Below are 25,561 nucleotides of genomic sequence, written 5' to 3'. Positions count from 1 at the left end.
AGCCGGCGGCCTAAGCGTTTCCTCTATCTTTGTCGCGTTTATCCTGCTTACGGCAAGCGCCCTTCGCGCAGCAGCCCGATCGCTTTGTCGATACGTTTTTGCCTCGTTTCGTCGGTTTTCGCTTCCTCGATCGGCATGACGAACCTGCGTTTGTTGCTGTAGGACAAACCCTCGAAGAACGCCTGGGCGCCCGGCTCTCGGGCCAACGTTTCCTGGAAGTCGGCCGGCAGCGCCAATACGCGGGCTTCGGTATCGGGCTCGATCTCGACCTCCAGCTTGTCCCCGGCCGCGGCGCCGGCTTTCGCCCGATGCTCGGCGCTGACGGGGATCAAATAGCGACCGCCCATCACGCCGATGGTCGTACGGTACGTATGGTCGCGGAGCGTGACGCGGATGGCCGGGCGCTTGCCTTGCCCGAGCGCCTCGATGATCGCTTCCGGGACCTCGATGCCGGTGGCTGTCTTTCCGCTCGCCAGAAGTTCGGCTTCGAATTTCATCGTGGACCTCCTTGATCTGCGTCTGTGTGTTCTTCATCTTGGAAAAACTGCCGAAGCGCCGGCGCCAGTGCGGCAGGCTTGACGATGTGCGTTTGTCCGGGGAGGCTGTCGAGGCGCGCGTTCGGCAGCGCCTCGGCTAGCGCCCGCATCCCGTTTTGCATCCAGACCGGACTTTTGCCTCCTGCGACGACGAGCGTAGGGACGCGGACCTCGGCCCATCGGCGCAAGCTGCTCCCGTCGCCCCGTTGATGCTCGATCGTCAGGCGCGTATCGTAAGGCAGCGTATGGGCGACGGCTTTGAGCTTCGACCAGGCCGGCATGAGCGGCATCAGCGCCACCACGGGGGCGGGAAGTCCCACGCCGCGGCGCATGAAGTGCTTGATTGCGGCGCCTCTACGCTCCGCCCGGACGTGCGCCTCCATTTGCGCCGCGTAATGCTCCGGCACAGGCGCCCGGCTGCGGTCGACGACGAACGGCGCCTCGTATAGCGCCAGCTTGCGAATGCAGGGAAGCCTCATGGCCGCCTCGAGAGCCAGCGCCGCTCCCGACGAAATGCTGTAAACGAACGCCGATCCGCCGGCTTCCCGGATCAGCGCGGAGAGGTCTTCGACTTCCCGCTCCACTTCGTACGCGGATTGGTCACCGCTATCTCCGCGCCCCCTCCGATCGTAAGTGAATACGGTGTAGTGCGGCCGAAGCACCTCGGCGAGCGGTCCGTTCGGTCCGTTCGAACGGCTGCATAGCGCGCCGTCGATCAAGATGAGCGGCGGACCGCTTCCCGCCGATTCATAAGCGATGGTCGTGCCGTCTTCCGAGATGACGCGTTTCATCCCCAAGAACCCCCTTAGGCAAGGTTAGTCGGCTTTCGCGATTATCGGCTGACTTATCTATACGACGAACGGCATGAGCCCCAATCGACAGACGGACGAATTTATTTTCGCGGCTTTTAAAAATAATCAATAAAAATGAACAATAATCATTCTACCGTTATTCAAATGATTCTGGTAAATTCGAACAAAAATGTCGACTCTCGCCCAAAATGATAGGCAATCCTTTCCTGCATGTCAACCGATTCCCTAAATAAATGAAAGGAATATGCTATAATGGACCCATGAGACCGCCTCCATTCGAACCAACCCCCGGCGACTTGAACGTCGCCGAATTGACCTTCGCGCTCGAAGCGCTGACGAGAATCTTGATCCGGCTGCCTGCCGTGGGGAAGTTCAGCTTCACGACGTTGTCGGTGCTGCATACCCTCACGCTGAAAAGCCCGATGCGACTCACCGAGCTGACCGCCACCGAGCAGGTCACGCAGTCGGCCATCACCCAGCTGGTCACCCGGCTTGAGCGGGACGGGCTGGTGGAGCGCCGGTCCGATCCGAACGACGGACGCGTCGTCCTCGTGCATATTACCGAGCAAGGCGCGGACTTGATCCGTTCCCGCCGCTTGGCGCGCGCGGACGGACTCGAGAAGTTCGCGGACGGGCTGACGCCGGCGGAACGGCAATCCGTCGCCGCCGCCGTCCCCGCCCTGAAGCGCTTGGCCGAAATCGGGAACGAAGCGCCCCCCTCCTCGACGTGATCGTTGACGATTTCGAAGGAGCGGGGGATTCCTTCTCTCTTTTATATTAGACACTTATATAAATTATTGATATAATTTCCTCATCTTATCCGGTCTTCGCGCTTTGTCTCGCGAGATCGTCAAGGAGGATCACCGATGTCCGAAGCTTCCTTCGCCTTGACCCCCTACCCCATTCATATTCCCGAAGAAACGCTCGCCGATCTGGCGCGCAGGCTCCAAGCTACCAGGTGGCCGATCGACGCCGGCAATGAGGATGGGTATTACGGCGTTCGGCGGGACGATCTGGAGAAGCTCGTCGACTATTGGATCCACGGGTTTGACTGGCGCAAGTCCGAACGGGCGATCAATGCCTACGAGCACTACCGGGTCGAAGTGAACGGCGTCCCTGTCCACTTTATGCGCCGGCCGGGCAAAGGGCCCCGTCCGATTCCGCTCATCCTTTCCCACGGGTGGCCTTGGACGTTTTGGCACTGGTCCAAAGTCGTCGATCCGCTGGCGGACCCGGCCGCCTACGGGGGCGATCCGGCCGACGCTTTCGACGTCATCGTCCCTTCGCTGCCGGGCTTTGGCTTTTCCGCTCCGCTGCCCCGCCACCCGGACATGAATTTTTGGAAAATCGCCGACCTCTGGCACGAGCTGATGACGGATGTTCTCGGCTACGAGAAATACGCGGCGGCCGGGTGCGATGTCGGGGCGCTCGTGACCGGACAGCTGGGACACAAATACAGCGGCGAGCTCTACGGCATCCATATCGGCTCCGCCCTAAAGCTGAGCTTTTTCACCGGGGAGCGCGCCTGGGATTATGCCGCGGGACGCCCGATCCCGGACGATCTGCCCGTACCGATCCGCTCCGCCATCCTGCAACTCGATCGCCGCTTCGCCTCGCATCTCGCCGTTCACGTCCTCGACCCCGGCACGCTCGCTTACGGACTGAGCGACTCTCCGGTCGGCATGCTCGCCTGGATCCTGAAGCGCTGGGCTAGCTGGAGCCATCATGACGGCAATTTGGAGCAAGTGTTTTCCAAGGACGACCTCCTCACCCATGCCACGATCTTCTGGACGAATAATACGATCGAAACGTCGATGCGCATGTATGCCAACGCGAACCGCTATCCGTGGACGCCCTCGCACGATCGATGGCCCGTCGTCGAAGCCCCGACCGGCATCACCTTCGTCGGGTACGAAAATCCGCCGGGCATTTCGACCGAACAGCGCGTCCCGCACTTTCTGGCCAGCGACCGAGCCCCCTGGTACAACCACGTGAACGTCGCCGCCCATGAAGCGGGAGGCCACTTCATCCCGTGGGAAATCCCGGACGCGTGGGTGTCGGATCTGCGCCGGACGTTCCGCGGACGCAGGTAGGCGGGGCGTGAGCGGCGCCGATCGTCATAATCGGAAAATTGAAATATATAATTGGTTGTGCTACAATGCCAGTAATTAATCTAAGGGAGTGAAAAGAATAATGTAATATTTCTTGCTTCATTAACGAATGATAAAACAAAAACTGTTTTATTCTTTGTTAAGCAAGAAAGTTACTTATTCTCTCTTCACTCAAATCAAATAACAATCTCTAATCTATCAATTGGGTTAGAATTTCGTATTTGTTTATTTGAGCTACAAGAAGGATAACTTTCTTGTAGCTCTTTATTTTTTATGGAGTAATTTTCCATGAGGAGGTTGAAATACATGTTTGAGATTGTAAATGTTCATGTGAACCGTTCATTGTCCGTTGGTATGGTTCACGATCAAAATAAACGGATGCCGGAGCATTATCCATCTATCGATAGATGCACGTAGCGGCTGGAGCTGCAAGCATCTTGGGTTTTCATTGTAGTTGGTTAATGTAGATGTTAAGCACCCTTTATTGGTGCTTAAGGTATTTTCTCCGGCTCAAGAGGAGAAAAACATGAAATCAACTTCGAAATACGAAATGATTCAACATATATTGACCGAATTGAAACAACCCGCCTATCGGTTTCAACAAATCACGGATGCGATCTTCAAGCAAAGAATTGACGAATATGACAGAATGACCATGCTCCCCAAAAGTATAAGAAACGAATTAATAAAGAACCTTGGCGAACGCGTTTTGAACTTAACTCCTGTCATGCAAAAGACATCCAGCCAAGTGAATAAAGTGCTTTTTTCCATTCATGGCGGTGAACGCATCGAAGCAGTCCAACTAAGCTATGAGCGCGGCTGGAAATCCTATTGTATTTCTAGTCAGTGCGGATGCGGATATGGTTGTCGCTTCTGTGCTACGGGTACAATCGGACTGAAACGGAATCTAACCGCTGATGAAATTACCGATCAACTGTTGTACTTTCATTTAAATGGTCAAGATTTGGATAGTGTTTCGTTTATGGGCATGGGAGAGGCGCTTGCCAATCCTAATATCTTCGACACGCTTATGATTCTAACAGATCCGCGAATCTTCGGTTTGGGACATCGAAGAATTACGGTTTCCACCATCGGAATTTTGCCGGGCATCGATCGTCTGACCAAAGAATTTCCACAGGTTAACCTGACCTTTTCGCTGCACTCTCCGTTCGACGATCAGCGGAGCGCGCTAATGCCCATTAACAATCGGTTTCCGCTGCATGATGTGTTGAACACGTTGGATCAGCACATTCGTCATACAGGTAGAAAAGTTTATATAGCGTATATATTACTTCGAGGAGAAAACGATTCAAATGAGCATGCGGAAGCCATTGCTGCTTTGCTCAAGCAAAGAGGTCCTTGGGAACATTTATATCACGTCAATTTGATCCCCTACAATTCAACCGACGTGACGCCTGAAAGCTATCGTCAATCAGACAAAGATCGGGTTCATAAGTTTGTCGGCATCTTACAGTCAAAGGGAATCAAAGTAACCGTGCGAACGCAATTCGGAACGGACATCGATGCAGCATGCGGTCAGCTATACGGGCACAACATGTAACGTTGCGGATTCGCTTCATGTATACAATGTTCTGAATTGTGATAAATGAATCATCGCTAAAGAAGCTGTCATTATGATTACGGAAATGTAAGCTTAACGCCAACAAAGAATTGAATAGTCACATTTTCTCGTTCGCCGCGAGCCGGACGACGGAGGACCGTCGTGTTGGACACGTCCTCGGCGGTTCGCGAGAACCCGTTCAGCAGTCCGAGCGCGAAGCCCATTCCGCCGCCGATGACGAAGCCGATCTGGGCTCTGGCCGTACTGATTCCGGATTGCGTCCTAACTCCCCGCTGCGGAGCGTATCGATCAGGACCGTCAGCACCTCGGTCGGTCTAGGAAGCGTATGCTCCGCCATGCGGCAGGATTCACTTCATGTTACGGCCTGCTGATTTGCTCACACTCTAGTCGGAGTTACTTTGTCACGGGCTTCAACCTTAGAATCTCTCCACCAATTGCCCATCAGCTATGAGGTGACTTGGCTGTTACCTAGACCGGACTTGCACCGGCTAATTGTGTCTAACTTGGCAAGTCGCGCATACAGAAAAAAAGGCACTGCTCCCTCATTAATCTTGAGTAGCTGTACCTTTTTGGAGTTAATTCTGTTGGCAGGACTTTTTCAGCGGCCTCGTTTTACCTTTAGCCAGGGGGGGTTTTTCCGGTCTACTTCAAGAGGTGCACTTCACATCGTGCGAAGCCTAAGAAAGTGCTTTTCTCTTCAGTCTGACAGCAGCCTAATTGGCTTCTGTTTTCATTCCTTCCATTTTTTCTGCTTTATAGAATTTGCCATCATCCTGAACAGCAATAAAATCACTGGTTTCGACATTCATTATTTTTAATAATTTTGTTCCCTTTTTGTACTTATTTGAAAATAGATTCGGTAGATTACTACTTTCATTCGTAGCGTATTTGTTTATAGTGCCAATTTCAAATTGTTTTGGCTTGAATTCGAACATGCCACAAGGAAAAGCATCGAAGAAAGTATGAATGCTAACGCCTTTTTCATTCAATATCCTCCTCGTATAGTATCTTTCGAAAAGCTTTTTAGGCCCATTTCCAGTCTCCTCGGAGGCTGGAAAGCGCATCGGTATTCCAGTAATCTGTTCTTGGAAGATGGAAATGGGACTAAGTCTGTTTCTCCGGTTCTCGTTTGAAATTCTTACCCACTGGCTGTTCCACGGCAACCCATGCCCGGCTATAGCAGTAACTGAAGCGTGTTTCATGAACTCGGACGGCGACACTTTGGAGTCGTTCAAAATCGAGATTAATCTGCATGGTGCCTCTTATATCGGATCCAGCAGACAGAGCATATTTACCAGTGACAGACCTCATTGATCGAAAGATCGCCAGCGCAATGATCGATAAACCGGCTTACCGGAAATTTAGGTTCTATCATCTGAAAAGAAAGCGAAGGTGTTGCTTCATGGAATGGAATGAAAACGGACTGCTGCCTTTGGAATGGTTTAAAAAGATGCGGCGAGAGTCCCCCGTGGTCCTGTCCGGCAACGATGATCAAGTTTGGGAGGTCTTCGACTATGACGATGTAAAGGCGGTATTCACGAATCACGACATTTATTCCTCATCCCCCTTCCCTGACTCCGAAGACCCGCTCGAGCACAGCATTCTGCGGCAGGATCCGCCCAAGCACCGGCAGCTGCGCCGGCTGGTGACCCAGGCGTTCACGCCGCGCGTCGTCGAGTCGCTGGCTCCCAAAATCCAGTCGATCACGACCTCGCTTCTGGACGAAGCGGAGAAAAAGGGCAGGATGGACGCCATCGCTGATTTTGCCAGCCCGCTGCCGATTGTCGTCATTGCCGAAATGCTCGGCGTGTCGCGCGATCACCGCGAACAATTCAAAGCCTGGTCCGATGCCCTGGTGGGGAACAGCGGCGAAGCTTTCAACCAATGCCAGCGCGAAATGAGCGAATATTTCGCCGAAATTGCCGAAGACCGCAAACGCCATCCGCAGGACGATCTGGTCACTAAGCTGGTGGAGGCACGCATCGACAATGAGCATCTGACGGACCTCGAGATCATCGGCTTCTGTATCCTGCTCCTTGTGGCCGGCAACGAGACGACGACCAACCTGATCGCCTCGGCGATGCTCGGCTTCGACAGCCTGCCGGACGTCCGAGCGCAGCTGCTCTCTGACCGCAGCCTCATTCCGGGCGCGCTGGAGGAAGCGTTCCGCTATTTCTCCCCGGTGCAGCTGATGTTCCGCCGCGTGAAGCAGGATACGGTCCTTGGCGGGCAAGAACTGAAGCAAGGTCAATTCGTCCATATCTGGATGGCGTCGGCCAATCATGACGAAAAGGTGTTCGACCGTCCGGAGGAGTTTAATATCCACCGCAACCCGAACCCGCACCTGGGATTGGGCAGCGGCATTCATTACTGCCTGGGCTCCCAGCTCGCCCGCCTTGAGTCCAAAATCGCGATCGAAACGCTGCTGGACCGTTTTCCCAAATACCGCCGCGACCGTGTCAAGGAGCTTGCGCGGATGGACAGCACAATGATGTTTGCGCTAAAGGAACTGCCGATTGTTTTGACATAATTGTTTTTGGCCACAAAGCGTACGGAAATACTCTCTTTGATAACGACTATATTCGAATGCAATGCCGTACAACGCGGCAGTACCTAAAAATGCGTTCCCGATGCAGGGGCCATTTGAAATCTGTTTAATTAACTGATCTTTTCATGCCCAGTCCTCTTCTATGCGATCATCATTTGCCTTTTGACTACCCAACAGTGAGGAAAACGCGGCTTGACTCGAAAATTTCAATATCTATATAAGTTGAATTTTTAATTTTCACAAACGTCTCAACGGGGTAATGAAGAGCTCAGACACTGCAATATAACTAGTTTCGTAAAGGGCAGCAGTCTAAATATTTTAGATCACAAAAAAGGTTCCTGCTCTGCCAGAAGAAGCAGATCAGGAACCTGTCATTGAAGGCATCAACAATTGCGTAAAACTACCAAATCTCGGTTCGAGATCATGCCATGTTGTTGGTATTGCTCGAAACGGGAATGAGAGTCATGGAACATTGACGTAAAAGTTTCCTGCCACGTCCTTTCCTCAGGCCAACCAAATCTTAAAGCCTTCGTTCGCCTCGGGGATCACTTTCGTATCGGCGGAGAAATATCGCATGGTGTTGTAGCGGAAGCGCTCTAGCTCCGGATTCGCGCCTCCATTTTGCGTGCCGTCACATGTTATCGTGAAGCACCAATGTACCCCCTTGCTAGAATAAGCTGCAATATTAAAAAGTCAGCCTGATGTTTGCAATCGTGTTCGCGGCCATCGAGACGGTCACCTGATCGCCGTCGATACGGACGGCAGGCGCATCCGGAAGCGCTTCCTCATGCAAATCGACGAGCCGCGCTTGCCGCGGAGCACCAGGAAGCCGCATACCTGCCTCCGTCTTCTTCCCTTCTGTCTCATAAAACCGTATGATCCAATCCCCGCTTCCGTCTTCCGCCAGCTTGATCGCGGAGACAGCGACTCCGCCGGATATCGGTCCAGCCATGCTGTACGTTGTAGGCAATCTGCCCTCGTGGGCTTTGTCCGCTACGACATGCAGCGGATGAAGAAACTTCTGGCCTAAATCAATGAGCTCGCTGTTCGATTCGGAGCCGACCAGCGCGACTGCGAACCGGAAGCGATGAATGCCCAGCTCCGGGTGCGGATCCGGATCGTACGAGCTGCGGAGCAACGTGACGTTAAGCGAGTTGTCCGTGCCGCGGAAGCCGTGCTTGGCGCCGACAAGCAGCATGAACGATCGGCCGCTTCCCGTCTTGCGCCGCCCCAACGCCCAGCCGTTCGCGGGGACATCCTGCCCCCTTGCCTTCCGAACAACGGTGCCAAACGGAATATCATAGACGTATTCATCGCAATCGTAAGCGAACGGCAGATGGAAATGAAGCTGCGGAATACCCTGCCCCATCTTGCCGATTTCCTGCCAGTCGCATTCGACTTCGAAACCCAGCATACTGCTGCCCGCATCGAGCGATACTTCGGCCGCAAGCTTCGATGCGCCGAACAACATTTCGTAACGAATCGCCTGGCGCACGCCGGAACCGTCATACCGCTTCGTCAGCTTGACCTGTTGGTGCGCGCATTGAATATCCATGTAACGGCCGACGATCCAGGACGTCATCCCTTTGTTGTAGTCTTCCTGTACGAACCGGAAAATCCCGGAAGGACGGTTAGGGTCGATCAATTCCTCACCGCTCTCTTTGTTAATGAACGATCGAATCGAAGCATTGACAGGATCGAACGCCACCCGGATCCGCTCATTTTCAAGAAAGAACTCTTCCACCTTCTCTACTCGGGGCTCGATTTGGAAATGAAGCGGTTCTTCCTGTACTTTCGTTTTCATGACATAGGTACTGTAGCCGAAGGCTGGAACTCGCACCTTGACGAGTGCTCGCATGAAATGGTGGGACCAGTATTGATGGAACCCTTGATCGATAATCTGATGGTCTGTCACGCAGCCTTTATCATCTTCGAATACAACTTGCGAGATATTGCCGTTCCAGTCCCACAGCACGAATTCGACAACCTCCTCCCGTTCAGTCGACGTCGTGTTATAAACATGGAAAATACGCATGTCACCGCTGCCTCGGCCAACTTGAGTGACCTTGAAATCCTTGCTGCCGTAGCCGACGCCGGCGCCATCCGAAATCGAGTCGGCAATCGGCTCGTCGCTGATGTACCGCGACGTGTCAATTTCGGCGGATATCGCCCGAAGCGCCCGATGACGCGCTGAATTGGCCGTCGCCATCGTGTTTTGAAACTGCCCCAGCGCATGCTCTCGCGTCTCGATCACGCCGGAACCCGGCAAAATGTCGTGAAATTGATTAAACAGCACGTTCCGCCAAGCTTCCCCGAATCGATTGACCGGATAAGCCGCGTTGGTTTGGAAATGGGCAATCGCTCCGAGCGCTTCGGCTTCGTAAAGCGCCGCCTCCGAAGTCCGGTTGGCCAGCTTGATTCTGCTTTGCGAGGTGTAGCAGCCGCTGAACACGAAGTTCAGCTCATTATCCACAACCGGAAGCTCATCGGCGATTTGTTCGACAAGGGCAAAAAATTGCGCATACGTGCCGAATTCGACGGTCGGATAGACCGGCCACGTCGCCATATCGAGCAGACGTTCGATATCGCGTCGCGTCGGACCGCCGCCGTGATCTCCGACTCCATACACCCTGAGCATGGTCGTCATGTTGTGTTTCGCGCAGAACTCGGGCACGTACAGCCCCGACCCGTACTCGATATAGTTGTTGTACCAGGTCGGCTCGCGGTACGCGATCACGGACTTGCCCGAAGGCGCAACCCAGCGATAGATATTGTGGCCTTCATAGCCGCGGCAATGGTAATAGTACCGGACTCCGCCATCCGCCAATATTTCCGGAACGTTCGCGCTATGTCCGAAAGTATCCGGCTCGAAATCGATATTCAACGATTCCGGCTCGATATCTAGCAGCTTGGATAAATAACGGCGCGTATAGAGCAGATGGCGCGACAAGCTTTCGCCGTTCGGCATGTTTTTGTCGGCTTCCACCCAGTGCGACGCCGTAACTTCCCATCGCCCTTCCTTGACTCTTTCTTTGATCTCCTGCAGCATCTCGGGTGCATATTCCTCGACAATGAGGTAAATCGCCGCCTGTGACTGAGAGAACTTGAAAGCCGGATATTCTTTCAGTAACTCCAGCACCGTCCGGAACGTATCAAGCGTAATTTGAACGGTCTCATCCCATCCCCACATCCAGTTCATATCGATGTGGGCATGGCCCACGCACAGCATCCTAAACTTCTTGGCCTCCGGCGAGAGACTGGAAATCATGGCTTCCGCCTGAACGGCGGCGCTTCGCGTAATGACGCCCTCTTCGGAAGCCCGGTCGGTCAAATAATCGACGGCCTCTTCCAGCAGTGAATTGAAGCGCCCTTCGTTAACTTTGGACAACCGGTAACCATATTCGAGCTGGGTCAGGATCCTTTCCGGCCAATAGCCGGAAGCTTTATGTTTGTTCAGTTGCTGTAATTTGGGCACAAGCGAATGCATGTCGTTCTCTCCTTTTATGCGAATACTCGAGAATCCGGGCTACTCCAGCTAAAGAATTATTGCTCCGTCATCAGGGTGGCGATTTTTTTAGGAGTCAGCGTCAGGCAAACCGCTGCTTCTTCCTGCTCCATAGGTCCGATAATTTGTTCGTCTAGGCTTGTCTCATGCGTTTCGCGGCTTCGTCTGAAGAGTTCTCCGCTCATGCGAACAACCTGCTCCTCCATACCCAAGTTTACGAGCCGAAGTGTCACACCATTGCCGGAATCGGCTTTTTTCAGCGCGGTGAGTTGAACGGAAGGATCGCCTTCGATGGCCGCCCACGACAGCTCGGTCGCCAAGCTTCCTCCATGAACCGAAGTCGTCACCGCGCGCATAGGCGCATTGAACTGACTAGCTTCACGCACCGCGTAACGATAGTCTCCCCGGTGAGGCACAATGGCGAAACGGGCGGAGAAAGGCCCGATGCATTGCGCGCCGGGAGTCGGGAAGTAATTCCAGTCGCCCAGTTCGCCGACGCAGCGCAGCAGCGTCAGCGCCATCGTGTTTCGGCCGTCCCGCAGCACTTCGTATTCCGGCAAGCCTTCCGTAGCAATCGCGAGCCCGCCCGATCCGTCGCTTAAATCGAAGAAGGATTGCATCCGTTCGTTGCGCGCCGGGTTCGTCCATCCGCTCCACGGTTCGATTCTCCGCTTCACCACGTCGAACGGTGCGTCCGCATAGACGCTGTCCGTACGGAGATCGCTCGAGAACAATACCCGCAGCCTGTGATCCTTAATTTGATTATCTAGGCTAACCTCCACGTCAACGCTGCGCGCTTCCGTTCCCAGGCTTAATAGGATTTCGATTTTCTGCTTTTTCTTCTGACTTGACCGCGTCGACGCTTCGCGCGCCACAGGAAGCTCGAGGATATGCTCCAGGCGAACGGATGCGGCAAAGTTGGTCGATACATTTTCCAGCCTCGCCGGGCGACCGGCCGTTGTGATCGGCTCCGCTCCTTGTGCGGCGGTATACATATATTCGTCTCCAATGTCTCCCGTATCCTCGAGGATGAGCAAATCCTTGAACACCCTGCCTGTCTCTTTGTCCGTTAGCCGAACTTGGCCGTCTCCTTCTACTTCGACTCGTAAATAGGCATTTTCCATCAAGGCCGAACTGTCGGAGACCGTGCAGATTGGCAGCTTTAGTAGCGGGAATTCGGGAGCCGGCATAGCCGCCTTTTCCATCCAGATAAACGACTGATGGCCTACCGCGGGTACGTTCCTGGCGAAGAAGCGCAGGATGTACCGCCGTTTTTTCCATTTAACGCGGAACTTGTCGTCGGGCAGCGTAAAACCGTGCACCCAGCCGTGATCCTCGCAGTCATACGGAACGGATTCCCCTTTGCAGTCGAGCAGCACCCAACGGTCGGTTTGAAATTCCTCTCCGGCATCCACCTCCACCGTGACCCATTCGCTTCGTTCCCAACCGAGCGGATTAAACACGACAACCGGAACCGCATGGCCTTCCACGCCTTCCGATTCGGCAGAAGTAAGCAGTGACGCGGTGTCAACAGCCGTTGCAATCGACTCCAAAGCTTTACTGCTTAGCGTTTCGGCGATTTGCCTGGCCTTACGGTAACGGGTAACCATTTCCTCATGCACTTCGTCAATGCTGCATCCGCAGATGGAATCGTGCGGATGATTTTGCAGCAGCAGCTTCCATGCGTGACGGATGAAAGCTTCAGGATAGGGATCGCCGAGTAAATGAGCGATGGCCGTATACGGTTCAACCCACCGTTCCAATTCCGTCTGAAGTCGGACGTTCCATTGCTTCAGATACATCCTCGCGGACGCGGTATTGACGAGCGTTCCCAAACCCGTCGTATATTCGCCAATCAACTCGCCTGAAACCGTCGGCCAATTCGCCGGATCATTCCGAAGCGAGGCGAAATAATTCGGAAAATGGCTGTGAACAAACGTATAGTCGGGCAGGATGCGATTGAGGACGTCGATGGCTTGACCGATATCCGCCTGTACCGGCTCGTGATCACAGCCATTCATCAATAATAGGTGTTGCGTCGTTGCCGCCCGCTCGACGTTCTCCAGCACCACTTTGGCCCGTTCCCTTGCCGCATCGGGGTCCGTCGGCAATTCCATTCCGTTATGATACCAGTTCGCTAGAAACACGGATAAAACTTTGGAGCCGTCCGGCGATTCCCACCATAATTCGGACGGATAACGGTCGATCGAATCGGCATCGACCGTATTGTTTTCCGCGATGGCGTTGATCCCCCGCCCGAATACCGCCGTATCGATCGCAAACCCGCGCAGCAGCTGCGCGGTCTGCGAGATATTGCCGAACGTATCCGGGTAGTAACCGATTTTCGCAGCCCCTCCGAGCTGTTCAGCCCGCCGCAAGCCGATTTGCAAGTTGCGAACTTGCGCCTCGCCGCTCGTCAGAAAGGCATCTTGCAACACATACCACGGACCGACGAACAATTTGCCGGCTTCCACCAGCTTACGGATCCTGGATTCCTGATCGGGCCGAATTTCCAAATAATCGTCAATCGGGATCACGTGTCCATCCATATGGAAAAACTCGAACCCGTTGCCCTCGGTTTCCAGCAGCTCCAACACCCGGTCCATCAGCTGAACCAGCCTCATGCGAAACTTTTCGAATGGCATGTACCACTCGCGATCCCAATGGGAATGAGAAATAATGTGAACCGTCTTGTTCTCCAACCGCGACTCGCTCCTATCGATTTGATCTTATCTCTTTTCTCTTTGTTAATAGAGACGTTCTACCTCAATACCGTTCACCTGCGCGTCGCCTGTTTGCCCGCTAAAATCCAGATTTAACTGCCCGTCCGCCACATCGACCGTAAATTCAAAGCGCTGACCCCGATATTGTCCGCCGGCGATGCGGTCGTACACCATCTTGTAGATGTCGTAACCGGACAAGATGTCGTTCCCTTCGGCCTGCAAAGAAAACTGGCGTTGATAGGATTGCGTCTTGGCAAGCTCTGCGAACGCAAGCCGAACCCGGTACGTGCCGTTCGGCACGTCAAACTGGTAACCGAACGAACCGCCATGTCTTTCGCTTTGAAACAGTGTCGTAGGGAACTCGTCATTGTCACTATCGACAACCGTAACTGTATTTGCCGTGGAGCCTGCCGCAGTCGTTCCGGTATATCCGTAACCTTGCACGGATGAATATGCCTGATCCGCCGCCCATGCTCGCCCGCCGGCATCGGTGAATCCGCTGCCTCCCGCATTCACCCTGTATACTTTCGGGCTCACCACTTGGATCGAAACGGTTTTCGTGTTGCCAAACCAGGTTACGCCATCCTGCACCATACGCAGCACCAGATTATAGGTTCCCGGCACCGTCGGAGCCTGGACGGTAAACTTGAACATTTTTTTGACGCCTTGCTTAACAGAGTCGTTGTTGTTCAAGTAGATGCGCTGATCTGCAACACCGGAGCTATATCCGCCGTCATTGAATTTCACGATGTCAAAATCATTGTCCGTTTGTGTGCCGAGTCGGTAATTCGCCGAAGAAGTCCATACCCCCGAACCTGTATTCATAAGTTCGACTTCCACGGCATGCTGGGAACCCACGGCCATTTGCATCGGAATATTATTGCTTGTGAATACCGCATCGTTCACAACATTTGTGACGTTCACGTTGAAGAAAACGGTTTGATTTGCCCAACCTGCTCCTTCGTGAATCAGATCGACCGAGAAAGTGTGTAGCCCCGCTGCAGCCGGAGCCGTTATATCGAAAGTAAAGGACTTTACCCCTTCAGGAACAATGGAGTCCCCTGCATTCAAATAAACGCGCTGATTGGTGGATGAGGCGCTGCTGCCGCCGTCTTTGAAATTGCTGAATGTAAATTCATTGGTCGCCGCTGCGCCCAGCCTGTAATTCCCCGTACGTGTCCAAGTTTCCGTTCCGACATTTTTGAAAGAGAGTGTCACCCGTCGGGTCGAGCCGGCAGGCATATAGACGGGTACTGCAGCACTGTTTACCAGAGCCGCATCCAATCCGGCGCGAACGGAAGGTACGACTGTAATCTCTCTCTCGAACGTCGGACCGAACCAGGCCGTCCCATCCTTTACCATGCGTCCGGAAAATACATATTTTCCTCGTTTGGCCGGCGCTTGCACGCTGAAGACGAACGTCTTGCTGGAACCGGGAGCAATGGAATCTCCAGCGGCCAAATAAGCCCGTTGATTCGTTTCGGAATTGCTGAATCCCCAGCCGGAAGATCCGGTCCATATGATGCTGTTTACAATCGTTTTTTTAAAATCTAAATCGTATGCCGGAATTGATCCCAATCGGTAATTGCCTGCTGCTGTCCAAGTAGTGCTACCGACATTTTTTACAGTTACGCTTACCGCTCCGGTTGTACCCTCGGCCAATTCGATTGGCACGGAGACGGAAGTGACGATAGCCTGATCTCCTGACGCCGCCACGACCGGAATAGATCTCGTATATGGAGTTCCCATCCAGGCAGCCCCGTCGCGTACCATCTGCCCGCTGAACGTATACGTTCCCGTTGTCGCCGGAGCCGTTATCGTAAACGTAAACTTCTTCGTGCCTTGCGGTGCGATGCTTTCTCCTGGGGATAGAAATACTCGTTGATTCTTTGCGTCGATGGAATAGCCGCCGTTCAAGTTTTTCCAGATGAATTGATTGCTCGTACTGGCGCCGAACCGATCGTTAGAGCCCATCGTCCAGGTTGTACTTCCAACATTTCGAAGTGTTACACTGACATCATAGTCATTACCTGCGACCATTTGATCGGGCATATCGACAGACAGGACGATACCGTCATTGGCATTGGAAGTGGTAGCTTGCCTGATCAAGCTATAGAAGCTGTAAGGATCCACCGCTTCATAATTCCACGACGGGTGATCTGCCCGCATTTTTTCATATAAGTCATTGATGAAGGACGGACTTGCAAAAGATGAACGAATCGTAAGAAAGTTATTCTGTCCCCCCGGATTCGTTAATGCTGAAGTTGCGTTGTAAACGGTCGTTGCCGCCGCGTTCAAGTCATATCTGTCCACTCCCACAGTATTCGTAATCACTGCCATGTTGCCGTTGCGAACGGCAGGAGTGCCCGTCGTCGAATAAACCGTAATGCCATCCGCGCTGTACCTGGAATAGGATTGCTCAGCGGCATTGCTTAGTACCCCTCCGTTTCCATTATTGATGAATCCCGACATCGTCATTCCGGCCCGCTTATAGAGCAGTTCGCTCCAGGGTGTCCAATTGTCCAGACTCGGAAGCAGGCCCGGATTCGCGTATCCCGCTCCGGAAGAGCCGGCATAGAAGTAATCGTTAGGCGTCGCCGTATCGTACATGTACTGGGCGATGTCCGGATAGTCGCGGATCATGTTCGGCACGACGCCCCACGCTAACGGATATTTGCCCCTCCCCTTATCTTCCCATATATAGGGAAATGATTGATGGAGCATCCCCCCATCATAATCGCCCATGTAAAACAGCACATATGTCTTATTCGTGCCGAGCGCGGGTCTAGCAGGCGATTGCGGCGGATTTTTCAACCCGGTGCCGATCGGCGCCCAGGAATGGAAAGAAGCGTTCCCATACCCAAGCGTGTCGATCGCGCTGGAAATGTGGACGTTGTATTTGGAAAATTCCTCGACACTCTTCCATTCACCGGACACCGGATCGTGCGAACCCCTGTTGCCGACAGAAGAATATTTATCCCACCAGGGAATGAAGCCGGTCATTTCGATCGGCCAATATTGACCCCAAATCGAATAGGAGGATTGCAGAATGGATAACAATACTTCCCTGTCTCTTGAAATCGTCGTATTGGTCGTACCTGTTCCTTGGTCAGGCGCGTCGCTCGGTCTCTCATTGCCATCGACCGTTTGAATCCCCCAGGGAGACAAGTCGAAGGCAAACCCTTTATTTTTCACGAGGTAATCGCGCTCCACGGCGAAACTTTGCGGATTGATCGATCCCGGTTGACGGACAAACCCGTCCTCAATAAAGCCAAGCAAGCCAGCATTTACTTTGCCCGTATCTAAATAATTGGTTTTCGCCCACATATAAGCGTCCGTCTTCGCATTGGCCCCTGTAAAAGGTCCCCCTCCGTTGGCTGTCGTCAGGTTGCAGGAGCAGCCGGTTTTCACAGCCAAATTGTTCGGCGAGCTTGTCAATCGGTTATACAAACTACCGCCGGCCATTACAATGGGAGCGCCTTCGTAACCGGCCATCGTCGTGGCCACGTTAACGGTTGCATCCACTTTCGGATCCCATAGGATTAAACCGTTGATGGTGCTATTGAATGTAGAGACAAGGTCTTCAATCGTTGAAAGCGTCGTAACCGTCGCTTCGCTCAACCATTGCCCCCGCTGTGTAAACTTGTCCAACCAATAAGTATTGATGCTATTGTACTCAGAGGTGGCCACATCTCCGAAAGGAGCGCCAAACTTATGGTTGCGAATATACAGCCTCGGGCCTTGTTGGTTGACGATACCTTGCAATGTACTGACAAACAACTCCATGTCGTACCAATCGGTACGGTCCGCCGTATCGCGGTATTGATCGAGATCAAACACATAAATCGTCGATCCGAGACTTGCCGCCTCCGCTTCCGACGCGGAGTCCATGGCGGGGGCTATCAACGCCAAGATCAAGATCAAAGCCATAAGAAACCGGAAAAGCTTTCTAGTCATCAGATTAGCCTCCCTGTTCTAATAACCATTGAACACTTTTCAAACTGGCACTTGATCTCCTGATCCCCTAATTGGGGGATATTGTTAGTACGTTAACATCCCCCCTTTTTTCTCACGCCGAATGCCTTTCCTTATTTCAATTGATCCTCAGCATTTTTCTGAGACTGATCCGCAGCTTTCTTGATATCCTGTTTCGGGTCGAACACAAGTGTCTTCAATATCGTCCAGATGTCGATGATCTGGGAAGAATTTTTCTTGAACTCTGGAAGCGGCGACAAGTTGACTGATTGCTCGAGTTCGTCGTAGAACGCCTTCATCTCGGGATACCGCGTAAAATAATCCGGCACCAGGTCTACCGCTTTTTTGTTAACCGGCAAAATGGCCATTTCCCTCATTTGGATCGCTTGACCTTCCGGAGACGCAATAAATTTGACGAACGCTTCCGCTAGATCGGGATTCTTGCTATCCCGAAGCACCGAGTAGATCGGGTTGCCGATAATCGAATTCCCGGTTTTCCCAGCCTCCGGCACAGGCATTCTGGCGTAGCCGCAATCGCACTTATCGCCCTTGGCCCAATCGATTTGCCACGGACCGTCGATCTGGAACGCTACTTTTCCGCTATGCAATGCCGATAGGATTTGCCCTTCATCCGTCATCGCTGCGGCTCCCGGCGGCGATGTCAGCGACAGGTTGCGTTGAAACTCGTATACCTTCAACGCTTCCGGCGTATTAAATAACACATCTCCTTCAGACGTCCCGAAATCGCTGCCCAATTGCTGGAGCCAAGGATGGAAGCGGAACATGCTTCCCGTTCCTGCAGAGGGTTCAATCATAAAGCCGTAGTATTCTCCATTGCCCTTCTTGGTGATCTCCTCGGACATCTTCAGCAATTCATCCCAAGTCGTCGGAATATCCTTATCCGGGTCGTAGCCCGCTTTTCTCAGCACATCCCGATTGTATTGAAGCGCGAATGTTCCCGACTTCAAAGGCAAGCCATACACTTTGCCATTCTTAGTCGCCGCTTTGATCGTACCCGGAATAATGTCATCCTTCATATCGTCAATGTTAAGGGCCTTATATGCGCCTAGTTTTGTAAACTCAGACACCTGTGACTCTCCCGCGACAACATCGGGAGCTGTGCCGCCCAGAACCGCCCTCTGAACGTTCTGGGTCAATTCTTCGCCCCATCCATGATTTTCGAATTTCAGCTTCACGCCGGGATGTTCTTTCTCAAACGCGGCAATCAAATTATATGTAGCCGCCACTTGACCTTCTATCTTTTTGCCTTCCTTTTCTTTCTTTTCTTTATCCGCCTCAATCTCTTCACTCGAGTTCATGCCGCCGACCCATACGACAAGCGTAACATCCTTCTGTTCTTTCCCGCTTTCGGCAGTTTTGTCAGTCGCACCGGATGAAGCGCTCGGTGCATCTGATTCATTAGAGGATGAGGACGAATTATTGCACGCAGTCAACAACAACCCGGCGAGCATAAAAAAAATCATCGTTTTTTTCAATCTCTTCATGTCAAATGAAACCTCCCTATTATACAAGCTGTAATGATCCCCTCATGCCCTGTGCATATCCTGTCCGATGATTCCGCTTCTAACCTTCCCTCTCCTAGCCTCACCTCCCCAATCGGTAGTCTCTATCCTTATCCTTTCAGCCCCGACATCGCCAGCCCTTGGACAATATGGCGCTGAACCAACAGATAGACCGCGATTGTCGGTAATACAATCATAAATGCAGCAGCAAATATCCCCGGGTAATCGCTTACGAAATTTTCTTGCAGTTTAATATTGCTCAGCAGTTTCGGCAATTTCGTCATGCCGTAAGAAATCGTCGTTAAATTGCGGCCTGGATTGTCGGTATAGATCAAATTCGTCATGAAATCGTTCCAAATGCCATTGAAATCGGTAATCAGAATCACGGCAAGTACCGGCTTCAACATAGGCGCGTAGATTTGAAAAATGATGCGGTACGTGCTTGCTCCGTCCATACGAGCCGATTCTTCATATTCGCCGGGAAGCGTGTCATACATTTGCTTGGTCAGGAACAACGACATGACGGAAACGAGACCGGGCAGGAGCAAGACCCCCCATGAATTCAACAGGCCGTGTCCACCGAAAAAAACATCATTACCGCCAGTCCAAGGCCATCTTGCATACATCACGTAGGAAGGGATCATGGCTGTAATGGATGGAATCATCATCGTGGACAAGATGAAGTAGAAACACACTTTTCTGCCGACAAACGTTCCTTTGGCGAAAAAATAGCCGAGCACGACCGATGTCACGACCATGAAGACCAGATACCAGGTAATCCTGAACAACGTATTGCGAATCCAATAGGGGAAATCTTTATAGGTTAACATCTCTGCAAATTTGTAAAAATTCAAGTGAGATGGAATTGGTATCAAGCTTGAGGATCTTAAATACTCGAAGGGATCCATCATGGCGCCAAATAAAGCATACAGCAGCGGATACAGCATCATAAGCCCGCCTGCAAATAAGATCACATGCGCGGTTCCCCTGATCAAAGCGCTCTTGTGCATACGATCACCACCTAATAAATCGATTTGGATAACTTCAAGCTGACCATTGTACAAGCCATTACAATCAATAAAATAACGACAGATCCAACGCTCGCCATTCCCATCTGAAAGTTCACGAAGGCGTCCTTCCACAATTGGTAAACGATAACAGTCGTCGTACCTTTCGGTCCACCTTGCGTAATAAAATAAATGGGCTCGAAAACCTGAAACATTCCGTTGATCCCCATTACAAATACGAATGCCCACATTGGCTTCATCAGCGGTACGGTGATCGACACCATGCGCCGCCATCTCCCCGCTCCGTCTATCTTGGCTGCTTCGTACACGGACGGATCGACGGATTGAAGCCCCGCCAGGAACAGCAGCGCACCGCCCCCTATTCCTTTCCATTGGCCGAAAATCGTAATCCAAAAGACCATCCAGAACGTGCTAAGTTGCCAATCGACCCGCTGCAAACCGATACTCAACAGAAAATTGTTTAGTGAACCATCCATCGGATTAAGGAAAACGATGACAATTTGCGACATGACGGCAAACGAAGTCACTACGGGAATATACCAAACCGTCCGATACGCGCTTTGTCCCCGAATTTTCAGGTTTAACAGCAGCGCCAGCAGGAAGGGGAGCGTCATCCCAAGAATCAGCCCGATGCCGCCGATATAAACCGTTTGCCACAAAACCTTTAAATATTGGCTGGATGAAAAGAAGTTTACGAAATTTTTAAGTCCAACCCACTGCGGTAAGCCAATGATTCCATTCCATTCCGTAAAGCTAAGATAGATAACAAACATCACCGGTAATAAAGAAAATATGAACATGTAGACCATAACGGGTCCTACCGAGGCCCATGCCTCGATATTTCGAATTCGACGTTGAGATGCTCCATATTTGGACTTTTGCACGATTGATTTCATAATTCCCCCCAAGATGTTTATTTAACATATTATGTTTGAGTAAAAGGCCTCATCACATCTCACATGACATATCATGTATCTACATTTACTCATTATAGGGCAAAATGTATGCGCTGTCACTTAAAAAATCAAAAAAAAAAAAATAAAATCGATCAAACATAATATATTATGTCATTCGCTGTGGGCGGGCCAATATATTTTTTCGGACCTTGGTGCTGCGGTTGATTCTCGAATGACGATACTCGTTTTTAGTATCACTTCATTGGATTCGGTCTGAAGGCCCCCCTCCCGCTCAATCAACATCCGTGCGGCCATCTCGCCCATCTTGGTGAATGATTGTTCCACTGTCGTTAAAGGTACATCCATATGATTGCTAAAGGGAAGGTTGTCGAAGCCGGTAATCGACAACTGGGACGGAATGCTGATGCCCATTTTCATCGCTGCTTTCATGAGAAACATAGCCGAGTAATCGTTATCGGCCACAATAGCGGTAGGCGGTTGCTTCAGCGACATTAAACGCTCTATCACCCGTGATGCCGCCAAAAAGTGCGGTTCCGGGTATTCCGATGGATTATTTTCGGCTGGATCGTCAGAGGAAATCAAGTCGCTGATCAGCAATTCGGGTTGGAGCGTAATGCCGGCATCAATTTGGGCCATGCAATACCCTCTGTATCGCATGAAAATCGAAGTAACCTCCCGTAATCTGGAACAGACAAAAGCAATATGGCGATGCCCCAATCCGATCAAATAAGAGACAATATCATAGCTCCCCTGAAAGTTATTAGAATAAACGTGAGGGGTGTGGAGTTCCTTGATATCGCGGTCGATCATGACAAAAGGAAATCCATCAATCAGCATATCGCCGAATAAATCAATATTATGTTCACTGGAGCACGGATAGATAATGATGCCTCTAACCTTGTCCGCCCTTAATTTTTGAATGATTTCCCGTTCACGATCAGGCTTGTACTCGGAGTTGTGAGTCGTAACATAGCCGCCGATTTTTTCAAATTCTTTTTCCGCGCCACGCAATATTTCATATCCGATTTGCTCGCTATACGGAAGCACGACCGAGAAAATCTTCATCGAAGCGTCTTCAAGCGCGCCATTTGCCGAAGAGCCGTCGATTCGAACATCGTTCTTGCTGTTTTCGGAGACGAAGCTTCCCTTTCCCTTCACCCGGTATATATGGCTGGAATGAGACAATTCATCCAGAGCCTTGATCACCGTTATTCTGCTCACGCCAAAAAAATCCATCAGTTCTTTTTCGGATGGCAGCTTGCTGCCTGGAACCAATTGCCCTCCCTCAATTTGCTGTATAAAATGATCGACAATACTTTGGTATAAAGGTTTCTTTCCTGGCATATCAAGCCTCTCCATCCTAATATATTAAGATCATTATATACTTAAATTTTAAGATTGCAAATTGAAAGAACCGTCGGAGAACAGTACGTTCTCCAACGGTTCTGCACCAATGCTATTCGGGACTCCTTTGTGCAAGCTTATGCAATAATAATATTCGGTGCGAGATTTAACGGAGAATTGCTGACATGGCAACCCTCAAAGCGTGGTCCAAGATCAGCTTGCCATTTCTCTCCTTTCTCCTTCTTTAGTTCGTTTACTCCCGTTCTGACCTTCCATTCAGCATCTTGAACAATCTGCTTAAAATTACGGGTTTCATTATTTTTCTTGATCAACTCATTAATCCATTTAACACCAAATTTAACGTGGTTTTTCTCATCAACGATATCATAGTCATGTTCGAGTGCGGTAAGCAGATCGTTGTGCTCAATAGCCATTTTCGTCCATTGTTTTTTAGGTACGAACGAACAAGCCTCTCCAACCTGCGTCAAGGCTGCAATTCTTTCAAGTAGCGGTACTGAAGTATACGCTTTGTAATGTCCAACAGGAATTGGAACTTGATACGGGTCAACTCCCATGGATCGCAGACGTGAAAACCCCATTTGCGAGTGTCGTGCTTCATCCCAGGCTTGGCGAATAAAATCTGCAAGATATTCAAACGGCATATGTTTACCGTCATAAACGATGTTTGCTACTAAATCGATAATTGGCAACTCTGTAAAATGAGTGTAGGAGTGGTGCGTCGGATGCTCCTCACTTTGATTCACAGAATCGTAAATTCGTTCAGCGCTTCTCCATATAAACCTGGGCTCCAGTTCCATCTCGGCAGGCACCGCATAATCCGGGTATTCCGTTTCTATGTTGACGTTTTCCTGTGAGCTGCCTCCATATAAATTCCCCAACCTTGCAATATGTTCACGAATTTCAATTTCGAACTTGATAACTTCGCGTTCTTTGTCAGCCGAAATGCTTCCCGCTTCCACGAACTGTTTTCCCCAAGCAAGCTGCCTCTCCATCGCCGGGAGATGATCTTCGAAAACTTCCACCGACGGAGCGTCATTCAAACGAAGCGCATTCTGAATATAACTTCTGTAAGCCGCAACTTGCTCTACCTTTACAACGCGGTAAAATGCTGCGATAAACAAGTCGACATCCGCCGCGCTCATCAGATGGCGAACCAAGTTCGTCCATGCTTCGTTTAATTGCTTCTCTGGTTGTGCGAGTCCGAAATCCTGAATTCTTTCTCGGAGCATGCGGCTTCGCTTTAAATCCTCATAGACATGCCGAACGAATTGACATTTGTCGAGATATCGCGGGATGCGAGGACAATAACCAATCGTATGACGGATCAAATCGAATTCCAAAGAAAAAAACAACTTCAATTTTTTTAATGCTTCTTCAGAGCTAAAATAAGCAATCACTGGATCAAACTCCTTTACCACATGAGATATGAATTTCACCTTTAGTATAAGGTCAAGAATGTAAAGGAGCTTTACTGAATTTCATACAGTATTTCACGTTTTTCATCAGGATTTCAACTTGTCTGAGACTTGCATTTCATCAACATTGATTCGCCGCTTAAACGCTTGTGGCGACAATCCAAGTTGACGTTTAAAAAACATAGAAAAAGCTTGGACGGAGTCAAAATGCAACTTTTCAGCGATCGATGTAATGGATTCACTGGACTGTCTTAGCAACTGTTTTGCTCTTTCCACCCACACACCCCGGACATACTCTCCAAGTGCAACTCCCATTTGACTTTTAAACTCTCTGTCGAGATTCGACCTGCTCATGTTCACCCTATTTGCGATCTGATCAATCTTCCCCATAAAATTCATGTCCATATGAACTAAATTTAGAACGTGCATCATCTCTGGTGTCAACGACTTCGTCTTCTCTTTAGTTAATCCATGATGTCTTTCATAAATTCGAAAAATGATCGTCAGCATCGCACTCATATAGGATCGAACCATAAGGTGTGCATACGCTGAGCCCGCTTCTATTTCATTCATAATATTATCCAGATACGGTCTTACAACTTCATCCGAATCGTTGGAAATCCGTTGAATACTCAGCTTATAATATTCTTTTTCCAACTCCGCCATCTGTTCGAACCGAAAACCAACCGCATAAACAAGAAATGGCACATTGACCACAGCACCTCCGCAATGTATCTCGCCAGGCTTGGTAACAAATATGTCTCCTTTTTTTACCGGAAACATCATACCTTCGAGGATAAACCAACCTTCCCCCTCACAGACATAACATAACTCGAAATGATCGTGAAATTGAGTTGGGGTATACCACTTTTCATACCAAAATTTGCTTATATACAAAAATCTATCATAATAAACTGGAAAAGGGAGTTCAAAACGTATCTCCTCAGGCCAGTAACAGGCTGTTTTGTTCCTCGGGCCTTCAAGCTTGATTACATCGTGCTTATCATATTTCGACTTCATGAGTTTGCTCCTTCCCAAGGAGATCTGCCCTGTCGTTCACGTTCAGCACTTTCATTTTACAATCGGAAACACGTATAAGAACAGCTGAAACGACACGCAAAATCGTAAAAACCCCCTCATGGGGGTTTTGCGAAGATGTCGTTCCTTCTGCTTCACGCGTTCACGAACGCGTTGCCGGCGTTATGTTCATCGTCATCCTCGCTGCTCCTGCTTGATTCGGCGCCGGAACGACGGCGTAGGTTGCGGGTTGACATCCGATACTTTAAGGTCATCAACAACTTGGCTAGGCACACACAATCATGAATCCCCAAACCGATTGGTTAGGGATTCATGCCATGCAGTAAAGTTAAATGGAGTCAAACCGAATGCGAAACGATTTGATTTCATAAGGTTTGATAGGAACCTCAAACGTATTGCGTTCGTGTACGATCTTCATCGCTTCCCGCTCCATCAGATTCACTTCCTCGACGGATTGAAGCTCCAGATGGGCATCGAATCGGA

The 25,561-nt window shown here is 50.8% G+C and carries 17 protein-coding genes; 4 read left to right on the top strand and 13 right to left on the bottom strand.

Translation table 11 applies throughout. The features are described 5' to 3' along the window. Positions 1–47 precede the first annotated feature (47 nt). The gene (locus H7C19_RS28505; RefSeq protein WP_185672494.1) at positions 48–497 is read right to left on the bottom strand and encodes a YdeI/OmpD-associated family protein; all 450 of its coding nucleotides are present in this window, start codon (positions 495–497) and stop codon (positions 48–50) included. Continuing rightward, positions 494–1,327, bottom strand: a complete 834-nt coding sequence (locus H7C19_RS28500) for an alpha/beta fold hydrolase (protein WP_185672493.1) — start codon at positions 1,325–1,327, stop codon at positions 494–496. The genes H7C19_RS28505 and H7C19_RS28500 overlap by 4 nt, the downstream gene beginning before the upstream one ends. A 281-nt stretch (positions 1,328–1,608) precedes the next feature. Here H7C19_RS28500 and H7C19_RS28495 point away from each other — a divergent pair, with 281 nt between their 5' ends. From H7C19_RS28495 to H7C19_RS28485, 3 genes are all read left to right on the top strand, one after another. Further along, on the top strand, positions 1,609–2,079 hold the full coding sequence (locus tag H7C19_RS28495) for a MarR family winged helix-turn-helix transcriptional regulator (protein ID WP_185672492.1): 471 nt from the start codon (positions 1,609–1,611) through the stop codon (positions 2,077–2,079). A gap of 135 nt (positions 2,080–2,214) precedes the next feature. Next, entirely contained in the window at positions 2,215–3,441 is a 1,227-nt protein-coding gene (locus tag H7C19_RS28490) for an epoxide hydrolase family protein (protein ID WP_185672491.1), read from the top strand. Between the two features lie 544 nt (positions 3,442–3,985). After that, positions 3,986–5,020: a Cfr family 23S rRNA (adenine(2503)-C(8))-methyltransferase gene (locus H7C19_RS28485; protein WP_185672490.1), complete on the top strand. Its 1,035-nt coding sequence runs from the start codon at positions 3,986–3,988 to the stop codon at positions 5,018–5,020. Between the two features lie 734 nt (positions 5,021–5,754). On the opposite strand, the gene H7C19_RS28480 is transcribed toward H7C19_RS28485, so the two are convergent. Then, positions 5,755–6,243 carry a hypothetical protein gene (locus tag H7C19_RS28480; protein ID WP_185672489.1) on the bottom strand — a complete coding sequence of 163 codons (489 nt, stop codon included), beginning with the start codon at positions 6,241–6,243 and terminating at the stop codon, positions 5,755–5,757. A gap of 200 nt (positions 6,244–6,443) precedes the next feature. Here H7C19_RS28480 and H7C19_RS28475 point away from each other — a divergent pair, with 200 nt between their 5' ends. Next, on the top strand, positions 6,444–7,571 hold the full coding sequence (locus H7C19_RS28475; RefSeq protein WP_185672488.1) for a cytochrome P450: 1,128 nt from the start codon (positions 6,444–6,446) through the stop codon (positions 7,569–7,571). A 703-nt stretch (positions 7,572–8,274) separates the two neighbouring features. On the opposite strand, the gene H7C19_RS28470 is transcribed toward H7C19_RS28475, so the two are convergent. The 10 genes from H7C19_RS28470 to H7C19_RS35805 all read right to left on the bottom strand — a co-directional run bounded on the left by H7C19_RS28470 (position 8,275) and on the right by H7C19_RS35805 (position 25,544). After that, positions 8,275–11,064 carry an alpha-mannosidase gene (locus H7C19_RS28470; protein WP_221469533.1) on the bottom strand — a complete coding sequence of 930 codons (2,790 nt, stop codon included), beginning with the start codon at positions 11,062–11,064 and terminating at the stop codon, positions 8,275–8,277. Between the two features lie 68 nt (positions 11,065–11,132). Continuing rightward, the gene (locus H7C19_RS28465) at positions 11,133–13,796 is read right to left on the bottom strand and encodes an alpha-mannosidase (protein WP_185672486.1); all 2,664 of its coding nucleotides are present in this window, start codon (positions 13,794–13,796) and stop codon (positions 11,133–11,135) included. Positions 13,797–13,841: 45 nt separating this feature from the next. Next, complete coding sequence (locus H7C19_RS28460; protein ID WP_185672485.1) at positions 13,842–17,774, bottom strand: malectin domain-containing carbohydrate-binding protein; 3,933 nt, start codon at positions 17,772–17,774, stop codon at positions 13,842–13,844. A 131-nt stretch (positions 17,775–17,905) separates the two neighbouring features. After that, complete coding sequence (locus H7C19_RS28455; protein ID WP_185672484.1) at positions 17,906–19,297, bottom strand: extracellular solute-binding protein; 1,392 nt, start codon at positions 19,295–19,297, stop codon at positions 17,906–17,908. A gap of 128 nt (positions 19,298–19,425) precedes the next feature. Further along, positions 19,426–20,325: a carbohydrate ABC transporter permease gene (locus H7C19_RS28450; protein ID WP_185672483.1), complete on the bottom strand. Its 900-nt coding sequence runs from the start codon at positions 20,323–20,325 to the stop codon at positions 19,426–19,428. Positions 20,326–20,336: 11 nt separating this feature from the next. Then, on the bottom strand, positions 20,337–21,239 hold the full coding sequence (locus tag H7C19_RS28445) for a carbohydrate ABC transporter permease (RefSeq protein ID WP_185672482.1): 903 nt from the start codon (positions 21,237–21,239) through the stop codon (positions 20,337–20,339). Positions 21,240–21,410: 171 nt separating this feature from the next. Continuing rightward, positions 21,411–22,604: a GntR family transcriptional regulator gene (locus H7C19_RS28440; RefSeq protein WP_185672481.1), complete on the bottom strand. Its 1,194-nt coding sequence runs from the start codon at positions 22,602–22,604 to the stop codon at positions 21,411–21,413. 137 nt (positions 22,605–22,741) lie between these two features. Beyond that, entirely contained in the window at positions 22,742–24,022 is a 1,281-nt protein-coding gene (locus tag H7C19_RS35565) for a DUF455 family protein (protein ID WP_185672480.1), read from the bottom strand. Positions 24,023–24,127: 105 nt separating this feature from the next. Beyond that, positions 24,128–25,060 (bottom strand): AraC family transcriptional regulator, encoded by a 933-nt coding sequence (locus tag H7C19_RS28430; protein ID WP_185672479.1) that lies wholly within the window; start codon positions 25,058–25,060, stop codon positions 24,128–24,130. Positions 25,061–25,406: 346 nt separating this feature from the next. Then, on the bottom strand, positions 25,407–25,544 hold the full coding sequence (locus tag H7C19_RS35805; RefSeq protein ID WP_376775454.1) for a glycosyl hydrolase-related protein: 138 nt from the start codon (positions 25,542–25,544) through the stop codon (positions 25,407–25,409). Positions 25,545–25,561: the final 17 nt, after the last annotated feature.

The sequence above is a fragment of the Cohnella nanjingensis genome (assembly GCF_014212125.1).
GTDB lineage: Bacteria > Bacillota > Bacilli > Paenibacillales > Paenibacillaceae > Cohnella > Cohnella nanjingensis.
This window is presented reverse-complemented; position numbering and strand designations above follow the sequence as displayed.